At 43.1% G+C, this 19567-nt stretch carries 16 protein-coding genes; 2 read left to right on the top strand and 14 right to left on the bottom strand.

Going from position 1 to position 19567, the window contains the following annotated elements:
- Positions 1–25 precede the first annotated feature (25 nt).
- Both A0739_RS06400 and A0739_RS06395 read right to left on the bottom strand, forming a co-directional pair.
- Positions 26–502 (bottom strand): PTS sugar transporter subunit IIB, encoded by a 477-nt coding sequence (locus A0739_RS06400; RefSeq protein ID WP_000156962.1) that lies wholly within the window; start codon positions 500–502, stop codon positions 26–28.
- A complete protein-coding gene (locus A0739_RS06395; RefSeq protein WP_061587428.1) occupies positions 499–2286 on the bottom strand; it encodes a glycoside hydrolase family 35 protein in 1788 nt (595 codons plus the stop codon). Before A0739_RS06395 ends, A0739_RS06400 begins: the two co-directional genes overlap by 4 nt.
- A gap of 321 nt (positions 2287–2607) precedes the next feature.
- Here A0739_RS06395 and A0739_RS06390 point away from each other — a divergent pair, with 321 nt between their 5' ends.
- Both A0739_RS06390 and strH read left to right on the top strand, forming a co-directional pair.
- The gene (locus tag A0739_RS06390; RefSeq protein ID WP_001007181.1) at positions 2608–3324 is read left to right on the top strand and encodes a GntR family transcriptional regulator; all 717 of its coding nucleotides are present in this window, start codon (positions 2608–2610) and stop codon (positions 3322–3324) included.
- Positions 3325–3626: 302 nt separating this feature from the next.
- Positions 3627–7658 (top strand): LPXTG-anchored beta-N-acetylhexosaminidase StrH, encoded by a 4032-nt coding sequence (gene strH, locus A0739_RS06385; RefSeq protein WP_061587427.1) that lies wholly within the window; start codon positions 3627–3629, stop codon positions 7656–7658.
- 57 nt (positions 7659–7715) lie between these two features.
- On the opposite strand, the gene purB is transcribed toward strH, so the two are convergent.
- From purB to purF, 12 genes are all read right to left on the bottom strand, one after another.
- The gene (gene purB / locus A0739_RS06380) at positions 7716–9014 is read right to left on the bottom strand and encodes an adenylosuccinate lyase (protein WP_061587426.1); all 1299 of its coding nucleotides are present in this window, start codon (positions 9012–9014) and stop codon (positions 7716–7718) included.
- Complete coding sequence (locus tag A0739_RS06375; RefSeq protein WP_061587425.1) at positions 9007–9552, bottom strand: hypothetical protein; 546 nt, start codon at positions 9550–9552, stop codon at positions 9007–9009. The genes purB and A0739_RS06375 overlap by 8 nt, the downstream gene beginning before the upstream one ends.
- On the bottom strand, positions 9527–10423 hold the full coding sequence (locus A0739_RS06370; RefSeq protein ID WP_061587424.1) for a DUF6731 family protein: 897 nt from the start codon (positions 10421–10423) through the stop codon (positions 9527–9529). The genes A0739_RS06375 and A0739_RS06370 overlap by 26 nt, the downstream gene beginning before the upstream one ends.
- A 13-nt stretch (positions 10424–10436) precedes the next feature.
- Entirely contained in the window at positions 10437–11510 is a 1074-nt protein-coding gene (gene purK / locus A0739_RS06365; protein WP_061587423.1) for a 5-(carboxyamino)imidazole ribonucleotide synthase, read from the bottom strand.
- Positions 11497–11988 (bottom strand): 5-(carboxyamino)imidazole ribonucleotide mutase, encoded by a 492-nt coding sequence (gene purE / locus A0739_RS06360; protein WP_000165788.1) that lies wholly within the window; start codon positions 11986–11988, stop codon positions 11497–11499. Before purE ends, purK begins: the two co-directional genes overlap by 14 nt.
- Before the next feature lie 31 nt (positions 11989–12019).
- Positions 12020–12136, bottom strand: a complete 117-nt coding sequence (locus A0739_RS10790) for a phosphoribosylaminoimidazole carboxylase (protein WP_082243824.1) — start codon at positions 12134–12136, stop codon at positions 12020–12022.
- A 261-nt stretch (positions 12137–12397) separates the two neighbouring features.
- Positions 12398–13663, bottom strand: a complete 1266-nt coding sequence (purD, locus tag A0739_RS06355; RefSeq protein ID WP_061587422.1) for a phosphoribosylamine--glycine ligase — start codon at positions 13661–13663, stop codon at positions 12398–12400.
- Between the two features lie 121 nt (positions 13664–13784).
- A complete protein-coding gene (purH, locus tag A0739_RS06350) occupies positions 13785–15332 on the bottom strand; it encodes a bifunctional phosphoribosylaminoimidazolecarboxamide formyltransferase/IMP cyclohydrolase (protein WP_061587421.1) in 1548 nt (515 codons plus the stop codon).
- A 15-nt stretch (positions 15333–15347) separates the two neighbouring features.
- Positions 15348–15893, bottom strand: coding sequence for a phosphoribosylglycinamide formyltransferase (gene purN, locus A0739_RS06345; RefSeq protein WP_061587420.1), 546 nt, complete (start codon positions 15891–15893; stop codon positions 15348–15350).
- Positions 15890–16912, bottom strand: coding sequence for a phosphoribosylformylglycinamidine cyclo-ligase (gene purM / locus A0739_RS06340; RefSeq protein ID WP_082243827.1), 1023 nt, complete (start codon positions 16910–16912; stop codon positions 15890–15892). The genes purN and purM overlap by 4 nt, the downstream gene beginning before the upstream one ends.
- Positions 16902–18113 (bottom strand): PDDEXK-like family protein, encoded by a 1212-nt coding sequence (locus A0739_RS06335; RefSeq protein ID WP_196755714.1) that lies wholly within the window; start codon positions 18111–18113, stop codon positions 16902–16904. Before A0739_RS06335 ends, purM begins: the two co-directional genes overlap by 11 nt.
- A gap of 13 nt (positions 18114–18126) precedes the next feature.
- Positions 18127–19566 carry an amidophosphoribosyltransferase gene (gene purF, locus A0739_RS06330; RefSeq protein WP_061587417.1) on the bottom strand — a complete coding sequence of 480 codons (1440 nt, stop codon included), beginning with the start codon at positions 19564–19566 and terminating at the stop codon, positions 18127–18129.
- Position 19567: the final 1 nt, after the last annotated feature.

The raw sequence follows: 19567 nt of genomic DNA, 5'->3' as shown, positions 1-19567 counted from the left end.
ACAATGACCTCCTAAAAATTTTTTCCTATTTTAATAAACTCAAAAAGTCTGATACGGGATCGTTTGGAACCATTTGAGCAGTGAGTTTCACACCTTTTTCTGCCAGTTTGTGGAAGTCTTCCACATCCTTATCTACCACGTTGATAGAACGTGTGATAGGGCGAGTTTCTGGTGTTTGAGACATATTGCCGACATTGAGTGTTTCAAGCGGAACGCCTGCTTCAACCAAACCAAGGAAACGGTCTGGTTTACGTGCAACGATAAAGAGACGTTGGCTATCGTATTTACCAGCAAGGATATTTGCTGCTGCTTTCTCAACTGGCAAGATACTGAGTTTCACACCTGGTGGTGTCGCAAGTTTCAAACCACTCTTTTCAATATCGTTGTTAACAACTTCGTCGTCTACAACCATAATGCGTGAAACATTTAGTTTTCCAGCCCAAAGATTGGCTACTTGACCGTGGATCAAACGTCCATCGATACGGCATCCTACAATTGTCATAAGTTTTCCCCCTTTATGTGTTTTAGTGTAGGTTTACGAGTTAAGTGAATCTCTTCTTTATATTCGCCCTCAGTTTCAAAGATGATGATGCGGTTAGCACCTTCCTTGAGATAACTATGAGGGATATAAAGTGAGAGGGTCGGGCCGACGTTCCAGAAACGCCCTAGGTGACGCCCGTTGACAAAGGCAACTCCCTTACCAAACTCAGACAAGTCTAAGTAGGTATCCTTCGGCTCTTCAACAGTAAAGTCGAAAGCGTAAAAGGCTGGTTGTCCTTCTGTCCATCCTTTTGAAAAATCAATCTTCTCAGGATTATCCAGTGGCAGTGGATATTGTTTCCAATTCAGTAAGAAATGTAGATCCTTGCAGACACCTGTTCGAATTCCTTTACGCTGCGTATCTGCCAAAAACTTATGTCCGTAGTTGACACGCCCCATATTTTCAATCAAGATGTCAATCTCTGAAAAGCCTTCTCGGTTGCCTTGACAGTAGATGTCTTCGCCAATCTCTGTCTGGTATTGAGTAGCAATCCATTGACCATCTACAAAGAGTTGAGCTCGGTCACGTCCATCGATGATACGGAGACGTTCCTCTTCTGCATCCCAACTTGCCTCCGTGCGGTAGAGAAGGTAGCCATAACTTTGACCAAGTTCTTCCATCGCTTTTGGATAGAGGCTTTCAGTAGGACTAGAGAGATTATCCAGGGTTTCAAACAAGGAAACTTTTTCGACCAATGGAATGGACCCTATCTCCATGCTTTCCTTATAGAGTGGTTCCAACTGTGGATACTCTGGGAAGTGGGTTGCCATCATCTTCTTGACTGCTAAGTATTTAGCAGTTGGATTTCCTTCTTCATCGAGAAGGGCATCATAGTCGTAAGATGTGACTTGCGGCAAATCCAGAGTTCCTCGAGCCGAGCAACCATTCATGAAACCAAAGTTTGTACCACCATGGAACATGTAAAGGTTGATAGAGCCTTGCTCCAATACCTCTCGAACAGCTTCTGCCAATTCTTTAGGATCACGAGTGATGATGGGTTCTTTCCAACGGTTGAACCAACCATCCCAGAATTCCATACACATGAGGGGCCATTTCTTGCCATGCTCATCAAAGAATTCCTGCATCTGTGAAAAGTTGTACGGAGCTTTAGAACCGAAGTTTCCTGTCACAAAGAGGTCGTCTTCGATCAAGGTTCCGGCTTTCAGAGTAGCCCTCCATGGGCCATCTGAAGTAAAGAGTGGGCAATCAATCCCTCGGTCTTCCATCAATTTTCGAATTGCTCGTAGATAAGACTTATCTTCTCCATAAGAGCCATATTCATTTTCGACTTGCATCATGAGAATGTTTCCGCCGTTATCCAACAAGCGAGGCACAAGCCTTGGCAATAATTGGTCATAATAGCGAGCAACAGCCTCGATGTAGGCCGGGTCGGACGAGCGAATTCGCATGTCCTTGGTCAAGAGCCAAGCCGGCAAGCCACCAAATTCCCATTCCGCACAGATAAATGGAGACGGGCGTACAATGGCATAGAGACCTAGATCTTGTGCAATTTGAAGAAATCTCTCCAAATTTCTGGCACCTTCAAAATCAAACTCCCCTTCAACAGGTTCGTGTAAATTCCAAGCCACATAGGTCTCGACTGTATTAAAGCCAAGCGCCTTTAAGTTATAGAGAGAATGATACCAATCCTCTGCTGGAATTCTAAAATAATGAATGGCGCCGGACAAAATCTTGAACGGTTTTTCGTCTAAATAGAAATCGTCCTCAATTTTAAATCTTGTCATGTCATTACCTCTGACGAATTAAGTTTGCGCTTTCATTTATTATAATATTAACTATAATCAAATCTTTTGCATTTGTCAATAGGTTTTAGAAAATTATTTAAAATTTTTCTATTTTTTTACTTACCGTTTACCGAAATTATCTAAAAATAGCATGAAAACGATCTTTTTATGTATGATAATTCACAAGAACATCAAATGAATTTTTTTACATGTAAAATAACATTTTTAGTCTATTATTTTAATTTTTTGACCTTAATACTACTCTTTTCTTTATATTTGTGGTAAAATCAAAATTGGAGAAAGAGAATCGAGGTGAAATTTATGGCTATTCCTAAATACCAATATATTAAAGATGAATTAAAAAACAAAATCATCTCTGGTCAATTTGCAAGTGGAGATAAATTTTATACAGAAGCCGAATTGATCGCGATGTACGATGTGAGTTCAATCACAGTTGTTCGTGCCTTGAATGACCTTGCTAAAGACGGCTACATTGTCCGCCAACAAGGTAAAGGTACTTTCGTTTCACGTGCCCGTAAGCACAAACTCGTTGAGTTTTCAGATGTCGAAATCTTTGAAACAAAAGACGATAAAGTTACTGTCCTTTCTATCGAGCGCGGAAACAAACTTGAATATTTAGATAAACTTGGACTACGTGGAGATCAATTCTACTATAAGATTGAACGTATTCGTCAGACAAACGATGTGACATACATCTACCACACATCTTATATTCCTGAGCAATACATCAATGCCAACTATCCAAATCTTGACTATTATAGCTCTATCTATACACGTTTCAAATTGGATTACCGCATTCACATGAGTGATGAACATTTTGAGGAAATCAACGAAATCGCATTTCCAACACCAGAGCATGCTGCTTCTGTACTCGGAATCGATACACAATTCCCAACTGTCTTTCAAACAAAGACTACAAAACTTGAGGCCACTGGCCAAGTCCTTGCCTATAGTGAAACTTATAAGCGAGCAGACTACTACAAAATCAAATTCATCTCATGTAACCGAGGTCATTAAGAAAAAGCCTGAGCCTAGCTCAGGCTTTTTCTCTATTCATTATAGCACGAGAAAGAAGCTGTGAAAACGCTATGAAGGGCTCTTATTTAATTAGTAGCATTTTTACTAAAAACAAGGTAAATTTTCGTTTGGTTTTTCCTCGGTTTTATCCCTTATTAGCAAATTTCTCCTAAATCTTATGATTTCCTCTATTTATTATAGTTCTTATATAAACCCACTTGACATTTTACTCCTTAGATAATAAAATAAAATTGGTTTTATGTAAACGCTATCATATATGATAATAACAAGGAGGTTTTGTCATGAAACTAGAAAAGAAACAGCGCTTCTCCATTCGTAAATACGCGGTTGGGGCAGCTTCTGTACTTATAGGATTTGCTTTTAGCGCCCAAGTCGTATCTGCCGACGGGATTACTCCAGCTCCAACAGCTGAAGAAACTGTTCAAACTATTCAGGAGAGTCCTCAAGCAGTCAAGGAAGCTGTAGACTCCAAGGTTCCAGAAAAACTGGAAGAAAAGGCTGACAAACCTGTAAAAGAGGAGGTCAAAGAAGACCAGGAGGCTCCTCGAACAGTTGCTCCAACAACAGAAGAGTCAAGCGCACCAGTTGTGACAGAAAATGCTACTCCAACTCCTACTGCCGAGAAAGAAAGCCCTGCCCCAGCTGAAACTCCTGCTGAAAGCACTTCTTCAGAAAAGAAAAATGAAGCCGTCACACCTGCAGTAGCCACTCCTAGCACGGAACGAGCAGCTCAGGTAAATGAAAAACTGGCAAAACGAAAAATGATCTCAATCGACGCTGGACGCAAGTACTTCTCTCCAGACCAACTCAAAGAAATCATCGACAAAGCCAAACACTACGGTTATACTGATCTTCATCTACTAGTTGGAAATGACGGCATGCGTTTTATGTTAGACGACATGACGATCACAGCCAATGGCAAAACCTATGCAAGTGACGATGTCAAACGTGCACTCGAAAACGGAACCGATGCCTACTACAAGGATCCAAACGGCAACCATTTGACAGAAAGTCAGATGACGGACTTGATCAACTATGCTAAAAACAAAGGCATTGATCTCATCCCAACTGTAAATAGCCCTGGCCACATGGATGCGATTTTGCATGCCATGAAAGAACTAGGTATCCAAAAACCGAACTTCAACTACTTTGGCAAGGAATCTGCTCGTACCGTTGACCTTGATAACAAAGAAGCGGTTGCATTTACCAAAGCTCTGATCGAAAAGTATGCTGCTTACTTCGCTGGCAAAACTGACATCTTCAATATCGGACTAGACGAGTACGCCAATGATGCTACAAACGCCAAAGGCTGGAGCGTTCTTCAAGCCTATAAATGGTATCCAGAAGATGGATTCCCTGACAAGGGTTATGATAAATTTATCGCCTACGCCAACGACCTTGCTCGCATCGTCAAATCTCACGGCCTCAAACCAATGGCTTTTAACGACGGTATCTACTACAATAGCGACACTAGCTTTGGAACCTTTGACAAAGACATCATCGTTTCTATGTGGACTGGTGGATGGGGCGGATACGACGTCGCTTCTTCTAAACTTTTAGTTGAAAAAGGCCACCAAATCCTTAATACCAACGATGCTTGGTACTACGTCCTCGGACGAAATGCCGATGGCCAAGGCTGGTACAACCTCGACCAAGGACTCAATGGTATCAAGAACACTCCAATCACTTCTGTACCAAAATCTGATGGGGCTACTATCCCGTTCATCGGAGGTATGGTAGCTGCTTGGGCGGATACCCCATCTGCACGCTATTCACCATCACGCCTCTTCAAACTCATGCGTAGCTTCGCAAATGCCAATGCTGAATACTTCGCAGCTGACTATGAGTCTGCTGAGCAAGCCCTGAAAGAAGTGCCAACAGACCTTAACCGCTATACTGCAGAAAGTGTCGCAGCTGTAAAAGAAGCTGAAAAAGCTATTCGCTCACTCGATAGCAACCTCAGTCGCGCCCAACAAGACACGATTGACCAGGCAATCGCGAAACTCCAAGAAGCTGTCAGCAACTTGACCTTCACACCAGAAGCTCAAAAAGAAGAAGACGCGAAACGCGAAGTTGAAAAGCTTGCCAAGAACAAAGTAATCTCTATCGATGCTGGACGTAAGTACTTCACGCTCGACCAACTCAAACGTATCGTAGACAAAGCGAGCGAGCTCGGCTACTCTGATGTGCATCTTCTCCTAGGAAACGATGGACTTCGCTTCCTCCTTGATGACATGACCATCACAGCTAACGGAAAAACTTATGCAAGCGATGATGTCAAGAAGGCTATCATAGAAGGAACAAAAGCTTACTACGATGATCCAAATGGTACCACTCTTAGTCAAGCTGAAATCACTGAATTGATCGAGTACGCAAAATCAAAAGGTATTGGACTCATCCCAGCGATCAACAGCCCAGGTCACATGGATGCCATGCTTGTCGCTATGGAAAAATTAGGTATCGCAAACCCTCAAGCTAATTTCGATAAAGTCTCCAAAACAACCATGGACCTTGAAAACGAAGAAGCAATGAACTTTACAAAAGGCCTTATCGGTAAGTACATGGACTTCTTTGCGGGCAAGACTAAGATCTTTAACTACGGTACAGACGAATACGCTAATGACGCTACCAACGCTCAAGGCTGGTACTACCTCAAATGGTATGGACTCTATGGCAAGTTTGCTGAATATGCCAACACTCTTGCTGCTATGGCCAAAGAAAGAGGCCTTCAACCAATGGCCTTCAACGATGGTTTCTACTACGAGGACAAGGATGATGTTGAGTTTGACAAGGATGTCATCATCTCTTACTGGTCTAAGGGATGGTGGGGTTACAACCTTGCATCTCCTCAGTACCTGGCAAGCAAAGGCTACAAATTCCTTAACACCAACGGAGACTGGTACTACATTCTCGGCCAGAAACCTGAAGATGGTGGTGGTTTCCTCAAAAAAGCAATTGAAAATACTAAAAAAACACCATTTAACCAGCTTGCATCTACCAAATATCCTGAGGTAGACCTTCCTACTATTGGTAGTATGCTTGCTATCTGGGCAGATAGACCAAGTGCTGAGTACAAGGAAGAAGAAATCTTTGAACTCATGACTGCCTTTGCAGACCACAACAAAGACTACTTCCGCGCTGACTACAATGCTCTCCGTGAGGAGCTTGCTCAAATCCCTACTAACTTGGATGGATACAGCAAGGAAAGCTTGGATGCCCTAAATGCAGCGAAAGAAGCTCTCAACTACAACCTTAACCGTAACAAACAAGCCGAGTTAGACGCTCTCGTAGCCAAACTCAAGGCAGCCCGCCTAGGCCTTAAACCAGCGGCAACTCACTCAGGAAGCCTCGATGAAAATGAACTAGCTGCCAATGTTGAAACCAAACCGGAACTCATCACAAGAGCAGAAAAGATTCCATTTGAAGTTATCAAGAAGGAAAATCCAAACCTCCCAGCTAAGCAAGAAAAGATTGTCACACCAGGTGTAGATGGCGAACGCACTCATTACATCTCTGTCCTTACTGAAAATGGTAAACAAACAGAAACGGTTCTAGATAACCAAGTAACCAAAGAACCTGTGACCCAAGTGGTTGAAATCGGCGCCCCTATTACTCACAAAGGGGATGAACACGGTCTTGCCCCAGCCGCAGAGGCAAAACCAAGACTAGATATCCAAGAAGAAGATATTCCGTTCACTACCGTGACACGTGAAAATCCACTCTTGCTCAAAGGGAAGACTCAAGTCGTTACTAAAGGCGCTAACGGTCGTCGCAGCCATTACTACTCTGTAAGCACTAGTGCTGACGGTAAGGAAGTGAAAACTCTTGTAGATAGCCTTGTGACTCAAGAAGCAGTGACCCAAGTTATTGAAATCGGAACCCTTGTAACCCATGTAGGAGACGAACACGGTCTTGCTCCAGCCGCAGAAACAAAACCAAGACTGGATATCCAAGAGGAAGAAATTCCATTCACTACTGTGACACGTGAAAATCCTCAATTACCAAAAGGACAAACGCAAGTTGTTACTAAAGGGGCTAACGGCCACCGTACTGCCTTCTACTCTGTAAGCACTAGTGCTGATGGAAAAGAAGAAAGAACGCTTGTCAATAGCGTGGTAACACAGGAAACGGTCACTCAAGTTGTTGAAGTCGGCACTGCCGTTGAGAAAGCTGAGCAAACTGCACCAACTACTGCCAAAGCAGATGAAAAACAACTCCCTGCAACAGGAAGTCAAGACTCTGCAGGCTTGGTCGCAGCAGGCCTCATGGCGACTCTAGCAGCCTACGGACTGACTAAGAGAAAAGAAGACTAAGATTCTTCTAAGAGAATACGAAAAAGCGAGATTGAATCTCGCTTTTTTATTTTATGATTAGTCACCAAGTCCGATACGTTCAAAGATATCATCTACTCGTTTGGTGTAGTATGCAGGGTTGAAGATTTCATCGATCTCCTCTTGAGTGAGGCGTGATGTCACTTCTGGATCTGCTTCGAGAAGCGGTTTGAAGTCTACTTGGTTGTCCCAAGAGTGGGCTGTTTTTGGTTGCACCAAGTCATAAGCTTGCTCACGGGTCATGCCTTTTTCAATCAAGGTCAACATAGCACGTTGGCTAAAGATCAGACCAAACGTAGAGTTCATGTTGCGGATCATGTTTTCTGGAAAGACCGTCAAGTTCTTGACGATATTTCCAAAACGGTTAAGCATGTAGTCAATCAAAATGGTCGTGTCTGGTGTGATGATTCGCTCCGCTGATGAGTGAGAAATGTCGCGTTCGTGCCAGAGAGCGACGTTCTCATAGGCTGTCACCATGTGACCACGGATAACACGCGCCAAACCTGTCATGTTTTCAGAACCGATAGGGTTGCGTTTGTGAGGCATTGCTGAAGAGCCTTTTTGCCCCTTGGCAAAGAACTCTTCCACTTCACGTTGCTCAGACTTTTGCAAACCACGGATCTCAGTCGCCATACGCTCAATAGAAGTTGCGATGCTAGCAAGAACTGCAAAGTACTCAGCGTGAAGGTCACGAGGAAGCACCTGTGTAGAGATTTCTTGAGCACGGATACCAAGCTTGTCGCAGACGTATTGCTCCACAAATGGTGGGATGTTGGCAAAGTTCCCAACCGCTCCAGAAATCTTACCAGCTTCCACACCAGCAGCCGCATGCTCGAAACGCTCGATATTACGCTTCATTTCACTGTACCAAGTTGCCAATTTAAGACCAAAGGTTGTAGGCTCCGCATGCACCCCGTGGGTACGACCCATCATGATGGTGAACTTGTGCTCCTTAGCCTTATCAGCGATGATGTTGGTGAAGTTTTCAAGGTCACGACGGATGATGTCGTTGGCCTGCTTGTAGAGGTAGCCGTAGGCCGTATCCACCACGTCGGTAGAAGTCAAACCATAGTGAACCCACTTGCGCTCCTCACCAAGCGTCTCAGAAACCGCACGTGTAAAGGCAACCACATCGTGACGAGTCTCCTGCTCAATTTCTAAAATACGGTCGATGTCAAAGTCCGCTTGCTCGCGAATCAAAGCCACATCTTCCTTAGGGATTTCCCCCAACTCAGCCCATGCCTCATCAGCCAAGATTTCCACCTCAAGCCAAGCACGGTATTTATTTTCTTCACTCCAAATGTTCGCCATCTCAGGGCGAGAGTAACGTTCAATCATGTTGTTTCTCCTTATCTATATATTTATTTTTAAGTTTTTGAGACTCAGATTCATCCAATTTTTCAATTTCTTGCTTTTTTTTAGATGACCAGAAAGAAATCTTTAATAAAATTAATATTGTTTTAAACGATGATATTAGAGTTGAACATACTATAAATAACCAAATACTAAAAATATAATTATAATTGTTTAAACAAAAGTTTAACTGTATGAATCCAAGAAGTATTGTAAAACACAAAGACAAGAAATTCAAAAGTAATGTTTCCTTACAAAAATAAAATAAATCACTCTCAGCGTCATATTCACGAATTCTCTCCATAATTAATGAACTATGTATGGAGGGCAACACACCAAAAAGTGCTATCAAAACGCCCACTATGATTGCAAATACATTTATTAAATTGGAAAATAATGTATCTATCCCTTTAGAACCCGCATAAATAAAATTTATTTTACAATTTATGATTGCAAACACAGCTGATATCAAGAATGGAAATATTTTTATAAAGAAATCAGAATTTCGATTTTCTCTTCTCATAGACATCTCCCATCTTATGTTTCACGTCATCGTATTTTATCGGTAATTTTCTTTCTTGTTTAATTGTAATTTCATCCTGTATAACATTACCAAATAGACTCACGAATTCAGAAACTCCCTCATTTCTTACTGTAAAATCAGCTCTCTCTACATGATCCTTATATTTATCATTCAATAACAAAATATCATCTAATAGATTGTTTTTCTCAGCCGTATTTAATTCCTTTGTTTTATACCGTCCTACTGATAAAGTAATATCATAATAAGGAATCCCTATATCTCCCATTGAATCTATTGCTTTTCCTAGTTTTGATTTCAATGTTGAGAAAATGTTCAATCGTTGTAAACTATCAACCTCACTCATTCTAAAACGAATTTTTGAAACTTGTTGTGCTTCTTTAACTTTTTTAAAAGCTTTGAAATCTATTTTTCTATCCAGTCTAATTTTACTATCCGTAAAAGTCTTATGAAAATATTTTTCAATTCCAACCGCACTAACACTATGCGAATTCTTTTGAATCATTAATATATTCTTTCCAGGGTCATATAAACATACCATCGGTTCTGCTACATATTCATCATCGTTTAAAGACAACTCTTCTGCTTCTGACTCTCTTTTACACAGTAATGGGACATCTTTATCTCTGATTCGTAAAAATTGAAAAAACCACAAATCAAAACTTTTTTCATAACTAATAGCTTCAACTCTTATATAATCATCCAAATATTCGACAGCATTCTGCGAATACTTTGAAACATCAATACCTTTTATCCATTTTTCAAGATCAAATGGCACTTTTTTATTATCAATATATTCAAACACATCAAAATATTCACATTTAAAAATTTTTTCAACACTATCTGTAGACAAGTTTTTCCTCTTTCTATAATTCCTCTACTTCATCCGGCACATCACTAAACAAAGTCACATGCCCCATCTTTCGGTTGTGCTTCGCTTCTATTTTACCATACATGTGGAGGTGGGCGCTTGGATTTTCTGTGACATATTTTTCAGCAGCCTCGACATGCTGACCGAGAACATTGAGCATAACAGCTGGGGCATGTAGTTTGATAGCTGGCAATGGTGCTCCCAGAACACCCAAGATATGAGTATCAAACTGCGAGAAGTCGCAGGCTTCAATTGAATAATGCCCAGAGTTGTGTGGACGTGGAGCAATCTCGTTGACGATAATGTCATCAGCTGTCGCAAACATTTCCACACAAAGTGTTCCAGACAAATTCAGCTGTTCAGCGATTCTCACTGCCATGGTTTTAGCTTTATCTGCTAGCCTTTCCGAAATGCGGGCTGGCACGATGGTCTTAGACAGGATATTGTTGCGGTGGATATTTTCCTGAACTGGGAAAACTGTCACGTCCTTGCCATTCCCTGATACGATGACTGAAATCTCAAGGTCAAAGTTGACGAATTCTTCCAAGACACAGTCTGCTGAATCAGCCAGCGCATAGGCTTCTTCCAAATCTTCTGCTGAGCGAATGACCTTTTGCCCATGCCCATCGTAGCCACCTGTCGCAGTCTTTAGGACATAGTTTTTAGAAAGGTCAATATCTGCCAAGTCTTGGCTAGAAGTCACGACCTTGTAGGGTGCAACAGTGACTTGTGCCTTGTTTGAGAGGAAGTCCTTTTCAAAGATACGATTTTGCGAAATGCGGAGCAAGTCGGTCCCTTGAGGGAGTTGTCCATCCTTGATGACAGCATCCAAACCGTCGGCATCGACATTTTCAAACTCATAGGTGAGGACATCGCAACGCTCTGCCAGCTGACGGAGGGCATCCACGTCATTATAAGGAGCTACGATGATTTCCGCCACACGAGAGGCCGGGCAATCCGCCGCAGGATCCAGCGCGATAACCTTGTGCCCCATGTAGATAGCAGAAATGGCCATCATCTGACCAAGCTGACCGCCACCGATAATTCCGATTGTTTTAGATGAGCTCATTTGTAGACTCCTCTGCGATTTTTCCTTGCTCTTCTGCGAAATCTGCCAATGCTGTCGCGATAGCCTGATCTTCTACTGAGAGGAGACGGAGGGCAAAGAGGGCAGCATTAGTCGCACCTGCTTCACCGATAGCCATAGTTGCGACTGGCACACCACCTGGCATTTGAACAATAGAGTAGAGTGAATCCACGCCACTAAGGGCACGCGATTTGACGGGTACACCGATGACAGGAAGGGTTGTTTTGGCTGCGACCATTCCTGGCAAATGGGCTGCGCCACCTGCACCTGCGATAATGACCTTGATACCGCGACTACGAGCTTCCTCCGCATGTCTGAACATGAGGTCTGGAGTACGGTGGGCAGAGACAACTTTCTTTTCGTAAGCTACACCGAAGCGGTCTAAGACTTCAGCGGTTTTTTGCATGGTAGCCCAGTCGGATTTTGAGCCCATGATGATGGAAATTACTGGTTTAGTCATAATATTCCTTTTCTTTCCTTTCTTTTTTCAATCACCTTAAGTTGTGAGGGACGGCAGCAGCCACCAAAGGTGTCTCATGCCTAAATCGGAAGCCCAAGGTCTTCCGATTTCCCTGAACGATTGGCTTATAAGCCAATCGTTCTTTCACAACGGCGGTGATTGCTCTATATTAGCTTGCTGACGCTCGCAAACCATACGACCATTAACGTATTTTGTGAATTTTTATTTTTCTTTTTAATAATCGTCTAATGTAGTGCGGACGTAAGCGAACGCTTGTGGCGTTCCATTACTAAAACTGGAGCCTAGGTCTCCAGTTTTCCGCTCCTAGTAGCAAAGCTACTAGGAGTTCCACTACTGCGACGATTATTCTATAGTGGCTCGCTTTCGCTCGCCATGGCAAATATGTCTGTTAATCTTTTATGGCCTTGCTTCCGATATCGGTTCGGTAGAAGAGGCCTTCTGTGTTTTGTTGGGCGAGTTCACTGTAAATAATGTTTTGTCCGTCTTTGACGGTATCGGCTGTGGTGACGAGCATATAGACGCGTCCACCGTTTGATAGCAGTGCTCTGCTATTTTCCGCAAACTTAGCCCCTGCATAGTAGGTGATGATGTCGCCATCAGTTTTGGCTGGCAACTTGACACCCTTTTCGTAGTCTAGCGGGTAGCCCTTGGATGCGACAACTACACCCAGAGTCACGCCCTTATCCGTCCACGTGATGTTCGGCTCCATGCCATCGAGAATATCAGTGATATTTTGCGCAAAGTCAGATGTCAAACGAGGCAGGATAATCTGAGTTTCGGGATCTCCAAATCGAGCGTTAAACTCGATGACCTTCGGACCGTCAGCAGTCAAAATAAGTCCCGCGTAAAGGACACCAAGATACGGACGACTTTCTTTGATCATCCCTTCAAGGACTGGCTTGACAATGGTGTCAACCGCTGTGTCAACCACGCTCTGTGGCAAGTGAGGAACTGGTGCATAGGCACCCATCCCACCAGTGTTCGGACCCTTGTCACCATCATAAGCACGTTTGTGATCCTGAGCCGTCGGCATGATGTAGAACTTGTCCCCATTGACAAAGGCAAAAAGAGAAAACTCTTCCCCATCAAGGAATTCCTCGATGACCACACGCGCACCTGAATCACCGAATTTATTGTCCAAAAGCATCTCGTGAGCGGCTTCTACTGCTTGCTCAACCGTCTCCGCAACGACGACACCTTTCCCAAGAGCCAAGCCGTCTGCCTTGACGACGATAGGAGCGCCTTTCTCCTCGATATAAGCCTTAGCTTCCTCGAAATCTGAAAATGTGCCATAGGCTGCTGTCGGAACGTCGTATTTGACCATGATTTCCTTAGCAAAATCCTTGGACCACTCAAGCTCCGCTGCTAATCTTGTTGGACCAAAGGCTTTGAGACCAGCTGCATTGAACTCATCCACAATCCCAGCCGCAAGGGCGTCATCTGGACCAATGAAGGACCAAGCAATATCGTTGGCTTTTGCAAACTCAATCAGTTTAGAATGTTCGGAAATAGAGATATTCACTAATTCCAGACCATCCAGAGTCATCCCGTCATTCCCAGGAGCTACAAAGACTTTTTCAACGTCTTTTGACTCAAGCAACTTCTTAGCAATCGCATGTTCACGACCACCCGAACCGACAACTAACAGCTTCATCTCTCAACCTCTTTTGCGAATTATTTACTAATATTATAACATAAACGTTCGTTTTAATCTTGTTTTGCTCCGCGTTTTTACGCAAAAAAAGGAAAGAAACTGTTTTCTTCCCTTTTGCTTCTTAATGTCTAAAATGCCTCACACCTGTGAAGACCATGGTCAAGCCATATTTATCCGCTGCTTCGATAGATTCTTGGTCACGTACTGATCCACCCGGCTGGATGATGGCCTTAATTCCTGCTTTAGCGATTTCTTCCACGTTATCCGCAAATGGGAAGAAGGCGTCGGAAGCAAGCACAGCGCCATCAAGACGATCTTTAGCCTGATCAATGGCGATACGGACAGAAGCCACACGGTTGGTTTGACCTGGCCCAACGCCAAGTGTCATGTGGTCGTTGGTCACGATGATTCCGTTTGATTTGACGTACTTGATAGCTTTCCAAGCGAACTCAAGAGCAGTCGCTTCTGTCTCGGCTGGCTGGCGCTTGGTCACCACTTGCCAGTCAGCTGGGCTTTCCTTGACCACGTCTTGATTTTGAACAAGGAGACCACCAACCACACCTGTGTATTCTGCCTCCACTTCACTAGCCTCTTGAGCGTCGAATGGCAAGGCAAGGATACGCAAGTTTTTCTTTTTGTTGGTCAAAATGGCTAGCGCTTCATCGGTATAGCTCGGTGCGATGATGATCTCGAGGAAAACGCCGTGCATCTTCTCAGCAGTCGCAGCATCCACCTCACGGTTGAGGACGACAATTCCACCAAAGATAGACACTGGGTCAGACTCATAAGCATAGTCCCAAGCAGTTTCGATGTCATCAGCTTGACCAATTCCACATGGGTTCATGTGTTTGAGAGCCACAACAGTTGAACGGTCTTTGAAATCACGAATAATACGAATGGCCGCATCCGCGTCACGAATGTTATTGAAGGACAATTCCTTACCGTTGAGCTGTTTAGCTGATGCAATCGAATAGTCAGTCGGCAAAGCTTTTTGGTAGAAGTCCGCATCCTGCTGAGGATTTTCACCGTAACGCATGGGTTGCTTGAGGTCATAGGTCAAAGTGAGTTTTTCAGGTTTTATTTCACCCACTTGAGCAGTGAAATATGCCGCAATCAAAGCATCATAAGCTGCTGTGTGGCGGAAAACCTTAGCCGCCAAACGTTGACGAGTTTCATAAGTAGTTTCACCATTTGCTGCCAATTCGTCCAAAACCACTGCATAGTCAGCAGGGTCTACCACAACCGTCACGCTGGCATGGTTTTTCGCTGCTGAACGAAGCATAGACGGCCCACCGATATCGATGTTTTCAACTGCGTCAGCGTACGTCACATCTGGTTTGAGAATCGTTTCCTTGAATGGGTAAAGGTTTACCACCACAAGGTCAATCAATTCGATATTATTGTCCTTAGCCGCTTGAAGATGGCTATCCAAATCACGACGAGCAAGGAGACCACCATGGATATTCGGGTGCAGGGTCTTGACACGACCGTCCATCATTTCTGGGAACCCAGTCACATCATCAATCGCAATGGTCTCCACCCCAGCATTGTCAAGGACAACTTTGGTCCCACCTGTCGAGATAATCTCCCAACCGAGTTTTTTGAGTTCTTGGGCAAATTCAACAATGCCCGCTTTGTCTGAGACGCTGATTAAGGCGCGTTTAGTCATGTTTTTTCCTTTCATTTACTTGTCCAACAATTCTCTAATAACCTCTGGATACAACTTATACTCTGCCTCATGAATGCGAGCTTCAAAGCTTTCGATGGTATCAGCAGCTAGACGTGGCACACGGACTTGTTTGATGACCTTGCCTGTATCCACTCCGGAATCCACCCAGTGAATGGTGACGCCGCTCTCAGCAACCCCAGCATTCCAAGCATCCTCAATCCCATGAGCTCCTGGAAATTCGGGCAGGTAGGCTGGATGAATGTTGATAATTCGACCTTCATAAGCTGCCAACAAGGTTGAACCAACGATTTTCATGTAGCCAGCGAGGCAAACCAAGTCAATCTGGTGTTCTTCCAAGAGTTCGACAAGAGCAGCTTCGTAGTCCGCCTTGTTCTCAAACTCCTTGAGTTCAAAAGCATAGGACAGGACGCCGAGCTTTTCTGCACGCTCCAGCACATAGGCGTCACGATGGTCTGAAAAGACAAACTCTACCGGAAATTCTTCGGCAATCACCTGAAAATTCGAGCCATTACCAGAGGCAAAAACCGCTATTTTTTTCATTTGATGATGACACTTTCGTTTTCTTTCTTAACGATGCGACCAATTTCATAGACTGGTTCATCCAGCAATTCTTTGACACGGCCTACATTTTCAGGGCTAACTGCCAACATGAGTCCAACACCCATATTGAAGATTTCAAACATTTCTTCATGCTTGATTTCACCGTATTTTTCAAGGGCTTTGAAAATCGGAAGGACTGGAACTTTGCTTTCCTCAATATCCGCAGCCAAGTCATCTGCAAACATACGAGGGACATTTTCGATAAAGCCACCACCTGTGATGTGGGCAATACCGTTGACCAACTCTTCCTTGATGAGTGGTAAGACAGCCTTGACATAGATACGAGTCGGCTCAAGAAGAACCTCCTTGAGTTTCTTACCTTCCAATTCTGGCAAGACTTCCTCACCCGTGTAGTCGGCAAAAACACGGCGCACGAGTGAGTAACCATTTGAGTGAATCCCACTTGACGCAAGTCCGAGAAGGACATCACCTTCAGCTACTTTGGAACCGTCTATGATTTGAGATTTTTCAGCCACACCGACTGCAAAACCAGCCAAGTCGTAGTCATCTTCGCCGTACATACCAGGCATCTCAGCCGTTTCTCCACCGATGAGGGCTGCGCCTGCCTGCACACAACCTTCTGCTACACCAGCAACGACTTGTTCTAGTTTAGCTGGTTCATTCTTGCCAGTCGCGACGTAGTCAAGGAAGTAAAGAGGCTCCGCACCTGCAGCGATGATGTCATTAACACACATGGCCACACAGTCCTGACCGATAGTATCGTGCTTATCGTATTTGATAGCCAGCATGAGCTTGGTTCCGACACCGTCAGTCCCTGAGATCAAGACCGGCTCTTTGACACCTGTTTTTGAAAGGTCAAACATGCCACCAAAGCCACCCAGAGCTCCCATAACACCTGCACGCTCCGTACGAGCCACGTGCTTTTTGATCCGTTCAACAACTTCATAACCCGCTTCAACATCCACACCTGATTGAGCGTATGCATTTTTAGACATAATCTTTCTCCTTTTGCTTTTCATTCCAAGTTTCAATAAATACTTTTTCAAATTCATCTATTTGTTGAAGATTTTCTAATAGAAAGTCAATGGGTGTTTGAGTTGATTCTGATAACAACAAGTTTTCATCTGAAGCATCAAAATTTAGAAATTTATTAGAAGTATTAAAACCATATTTACTATATTTATCAAATGTCAAAAGTTTAAATTGCCGAGACTGTATGTCTGTTAAATTTTTTTTAGATATTGATAAATAAACATCTGTCTGAAAATTACTATATGTTATCTCATAAAAATAGGCTGAACCAGTAGACCATTCGGTATTTTCCTCTTTAACAACATTGTCAATAAAATTATCTAACCGTCTTGTTCTAAAACGTAAAAAAGTTTTTGAACAATATTTTTCATCAAAAATTAAATTTCCCTGTTCATTTAGATAATTTAAAACACCGACTAATTTTTCACGAAGCATCTGCGTATCAGGTCTATTTTCAAAAATAAGATCTAAAACTTCTTTATATTTAAAATAAATTTCAGCACTTAGCTCTTTCAACTCTATATCATTCAAAATATTCCTCCTAATATTATCATTGTACTCTTTAAGAATGTAAGAAACTTTCTCATTATCAATCTCATCCACATACAATTCTTCTAGTATATCTGAAATATCTTGATATGAAAGTAAACTCCAAAATTGCCTTTCCTCAACATCAGCATCTATCGGTGCATCTCCATTTGGTGTCAGATAAATATATATATTACGATAACCAGCGTAAGAATTTTCGATAAATTTTCGATATTTTCTCAACTGATTGTCATGGTCGGAGGTGAAAGTTTTATTTTCAATAATTAAATTTATTCGATGTTCTTTATTTGTATACAGAACATCAATATTATTTTTACTTTCTCTATATACTTCTGCTTTTGAGAAATCTTTCAATATTATTTCAGTTGGTTTAATTGTTGCAAAAGATAGATTGTTATCAAACACTTTCATCAATATTTTTTTGAAAAACTTATCTTCCAATTTATGACTTTCTCTGGGATCAAGCAGCCAAGCTAATACTCGACTATGACGAATTTCAGCACTAGATATCCCCAATATTTCAAAAATATTAACTCCCGTTAACCATCTTGAAAAATCTTTTTCCGAATCTTTTTCAAGGTACAGCAGAAACTCAGTAATTTTATTTTCTATTTTCACCACTAACCTTTTTCTAATAGAAAGAAGTTTTTTTCCCTAAACTGCTACGATAGTCTTCTTCATAGTCGTAGAGAGGAGTTGGGTAGTCGCCGTCAAAGTAAGCGACACAAAGACCACCGTTTGGCGCATCTGTTTCAATCCCGATAGAATCAATCAAGCCATCAATCGAAAGATAGGTCAGGCTATCCGCACCAATGATTTGGCGAGTCTCTTCGACCGTATGATTGGCAGCAATCAGCTCCTGACGCGTCTGGATATCAATCCCGTAAAAACATGGATAAGCTAGCGCTGGACTACCAATGGCTACGTGAACTTCAGAAGCCCCCGCTTCTTTCAAAAGCTGAACGATACGGCGAGAGGTTGTCCCACGTACAATAGAGTCATCAATCATAACCACACGTTTGCCTTTGACAACACCTGAAACAGCAGACAGTTTCATCCGCACCCCTTGCTCCCGCAATTCTTGAGTCGGCTGGATAAAGGTACGTTGCGTGTATTGATTCTTGATAAGACCCATTTCATTTGGCAGACCAGATTCTTCTGCAAATCCCATAGCTGCGCTGAGTGAGGAATTTGGCACACCGACCACAATATCCGCTTCGTGCTTGAACTCACGCGCCAATTGAGCCCCCATACGTTTGCGAGCTGTATGGACATTGACCCCATGGATGTTAGAGTCAGGGCGAGCAAAATAGATATACTCCATAGAACAAATCGCCAACTGGGTATCATTCGTATAGCTATCGTACTGAATCCCATTGTCATCCACAATCACAATTTCCCCTGGTTTTACATCACGAATCCACTCGGCACCGATGACTTCAAAGGCACAGGTTTCAGACGAAACGACTACCGCTCCGTTTGCCATTTTCCCAATAGAAAGTGGACGGAAGCCATTAGGATCAAGCGCAGCAATCAACTTGTCCTCAAACAGCAGGATATAAGCAAAGCCACCTTTGACAAGGCTGAGTGCCTCCTTGATTTTGCCCATCAAGTTCGGATTGTGACTCCGACGAATGAGGTGAGCCAAGATTTCCGAGTCCGAAGTTGAACTGAAAATAGCTCCTCTTTGTTCCAATTCTTGCTTGAGCGATTCGGCATTGGTTAAGTTTCCGTTGTGAGCAAGTCCAAACTGCATATCGTGAAAGCGGAAGAGGAAGGGCTGGATATTATCTACAGAAGCTTCGCCAGCAGTCGCATAACGAACATGCCCAATCGCGCTCGTTCCAGTCAGTTTATCCAAATTAGCTGGATTTCTGAACACTTCTGATAAAAGCCCCATATCACGATGACGCTTCAATTGCCCCTGATCATTGGAGAGGATTCCTGCCCCCTCCTGACCACGGTGCTGAAGACTGTGGAGACCAAAATAGGTCAATTTAGCAGCATCTGGATGTCCCCAGATACCGAAAACACCACATTCTTCATTAAGAGATTTTACTTCGTATGTCATT

Source organism: Streptococcus oralis, assembly GCF_001588645.1.
Lineage (GTDB): Bacteria > Bacillota > Bacilli > Lactobacillales > Streptococcaceae > Streptococcus > Streptococcus oralis_AB.
Note: the sequence above shows the minus strand (reverse complement) of the source record. Positions and strands in the feature narration are given on the sequence as shown.

Excerpts from the sequence above, each read along its gene's own strand:
- A0739_RS06400 (WP_000156962.1), bottom strand. The coding sequence starts at position 502 with ATGACAATTGTAGGATGCCGTATCGATGGACGTTTGATCCACGGTCAA.
- A0739_RS06395 (WP_061587428.1), bottom strand. The coding sequence starts at position 2,286 with ATGACAAGATTTAAAATTGAGGACGATTTCTATTTAGACGAAAAACCG.
- A0739_RS06390 (WP_001007181.1), top strand. The coding sequence starts at position 2,608 with ATGGCTATTCCTAAATACCAATATATTAAAGATGAATTAAAAAACAAA.
- strH (WP_061587427.1), top strand. The coding sequence starts at position 3,627 with ATGAAACTAGAAAAGAAACAGCGCTTCTCCATTCGTAAATACGCGGTT.
- purB (WP_061587426.1), bottom strand. The coding sequence starts at position 9,014 with ATGATTGAACGTTACTCTCGCCCTGAGATGGCGAACATTTGGAGTGAA.
- A0739_RS06375 (WP_061587425.1), bottom strand. The coding sequence starts at position 9,552 with ATGAGAAGAGAAAATCGAAATTCTGATTTCTTTATAAAAATATTTCCA.
- purK (WP_061587423.1), bottom strand. The coding sequence starts at position 11,510 with ATGAGCTCATCTAAAACAATCGGAATTATCGGTGGCGGTCAGCTTGGT.
- purE (WP_000165788.1), bottom strand. The coding sequence starts at position 11,988 with ATGACTAAACCAGTAATTTCCATCATCATGGGCTCAAAATCCGACTGG.
- purD (WP_061587422.1), bottom strand. The coding sequence starts at position 13,663 with ATGAAGCTGTTAGTTGTCGGTTCGGGTGGTCGTGAACATGCGATTGCT.
- purH (WP_061587421.1), bottom strand. The coding sequence starts at position 15,332 with ATGACTAAACGCGCCTTAATCAGCGTCTCAGACAAAGCGGGCATTGTT.
- purN (WP_061587420.1), bottom strand. The coding sequence starts at position 15,893 with ATGAAAAAAATAGCGGTTTTTGCCTCTGGTAATGGCTCGAATTTTCAG.
- purF (WP_061587417.1), bottom strand. The coding sequence starts at position 19,566 with ATGACATACGAAGTAAAATCTCTTAATGAAGAATGTGGTGTTTTCGGT.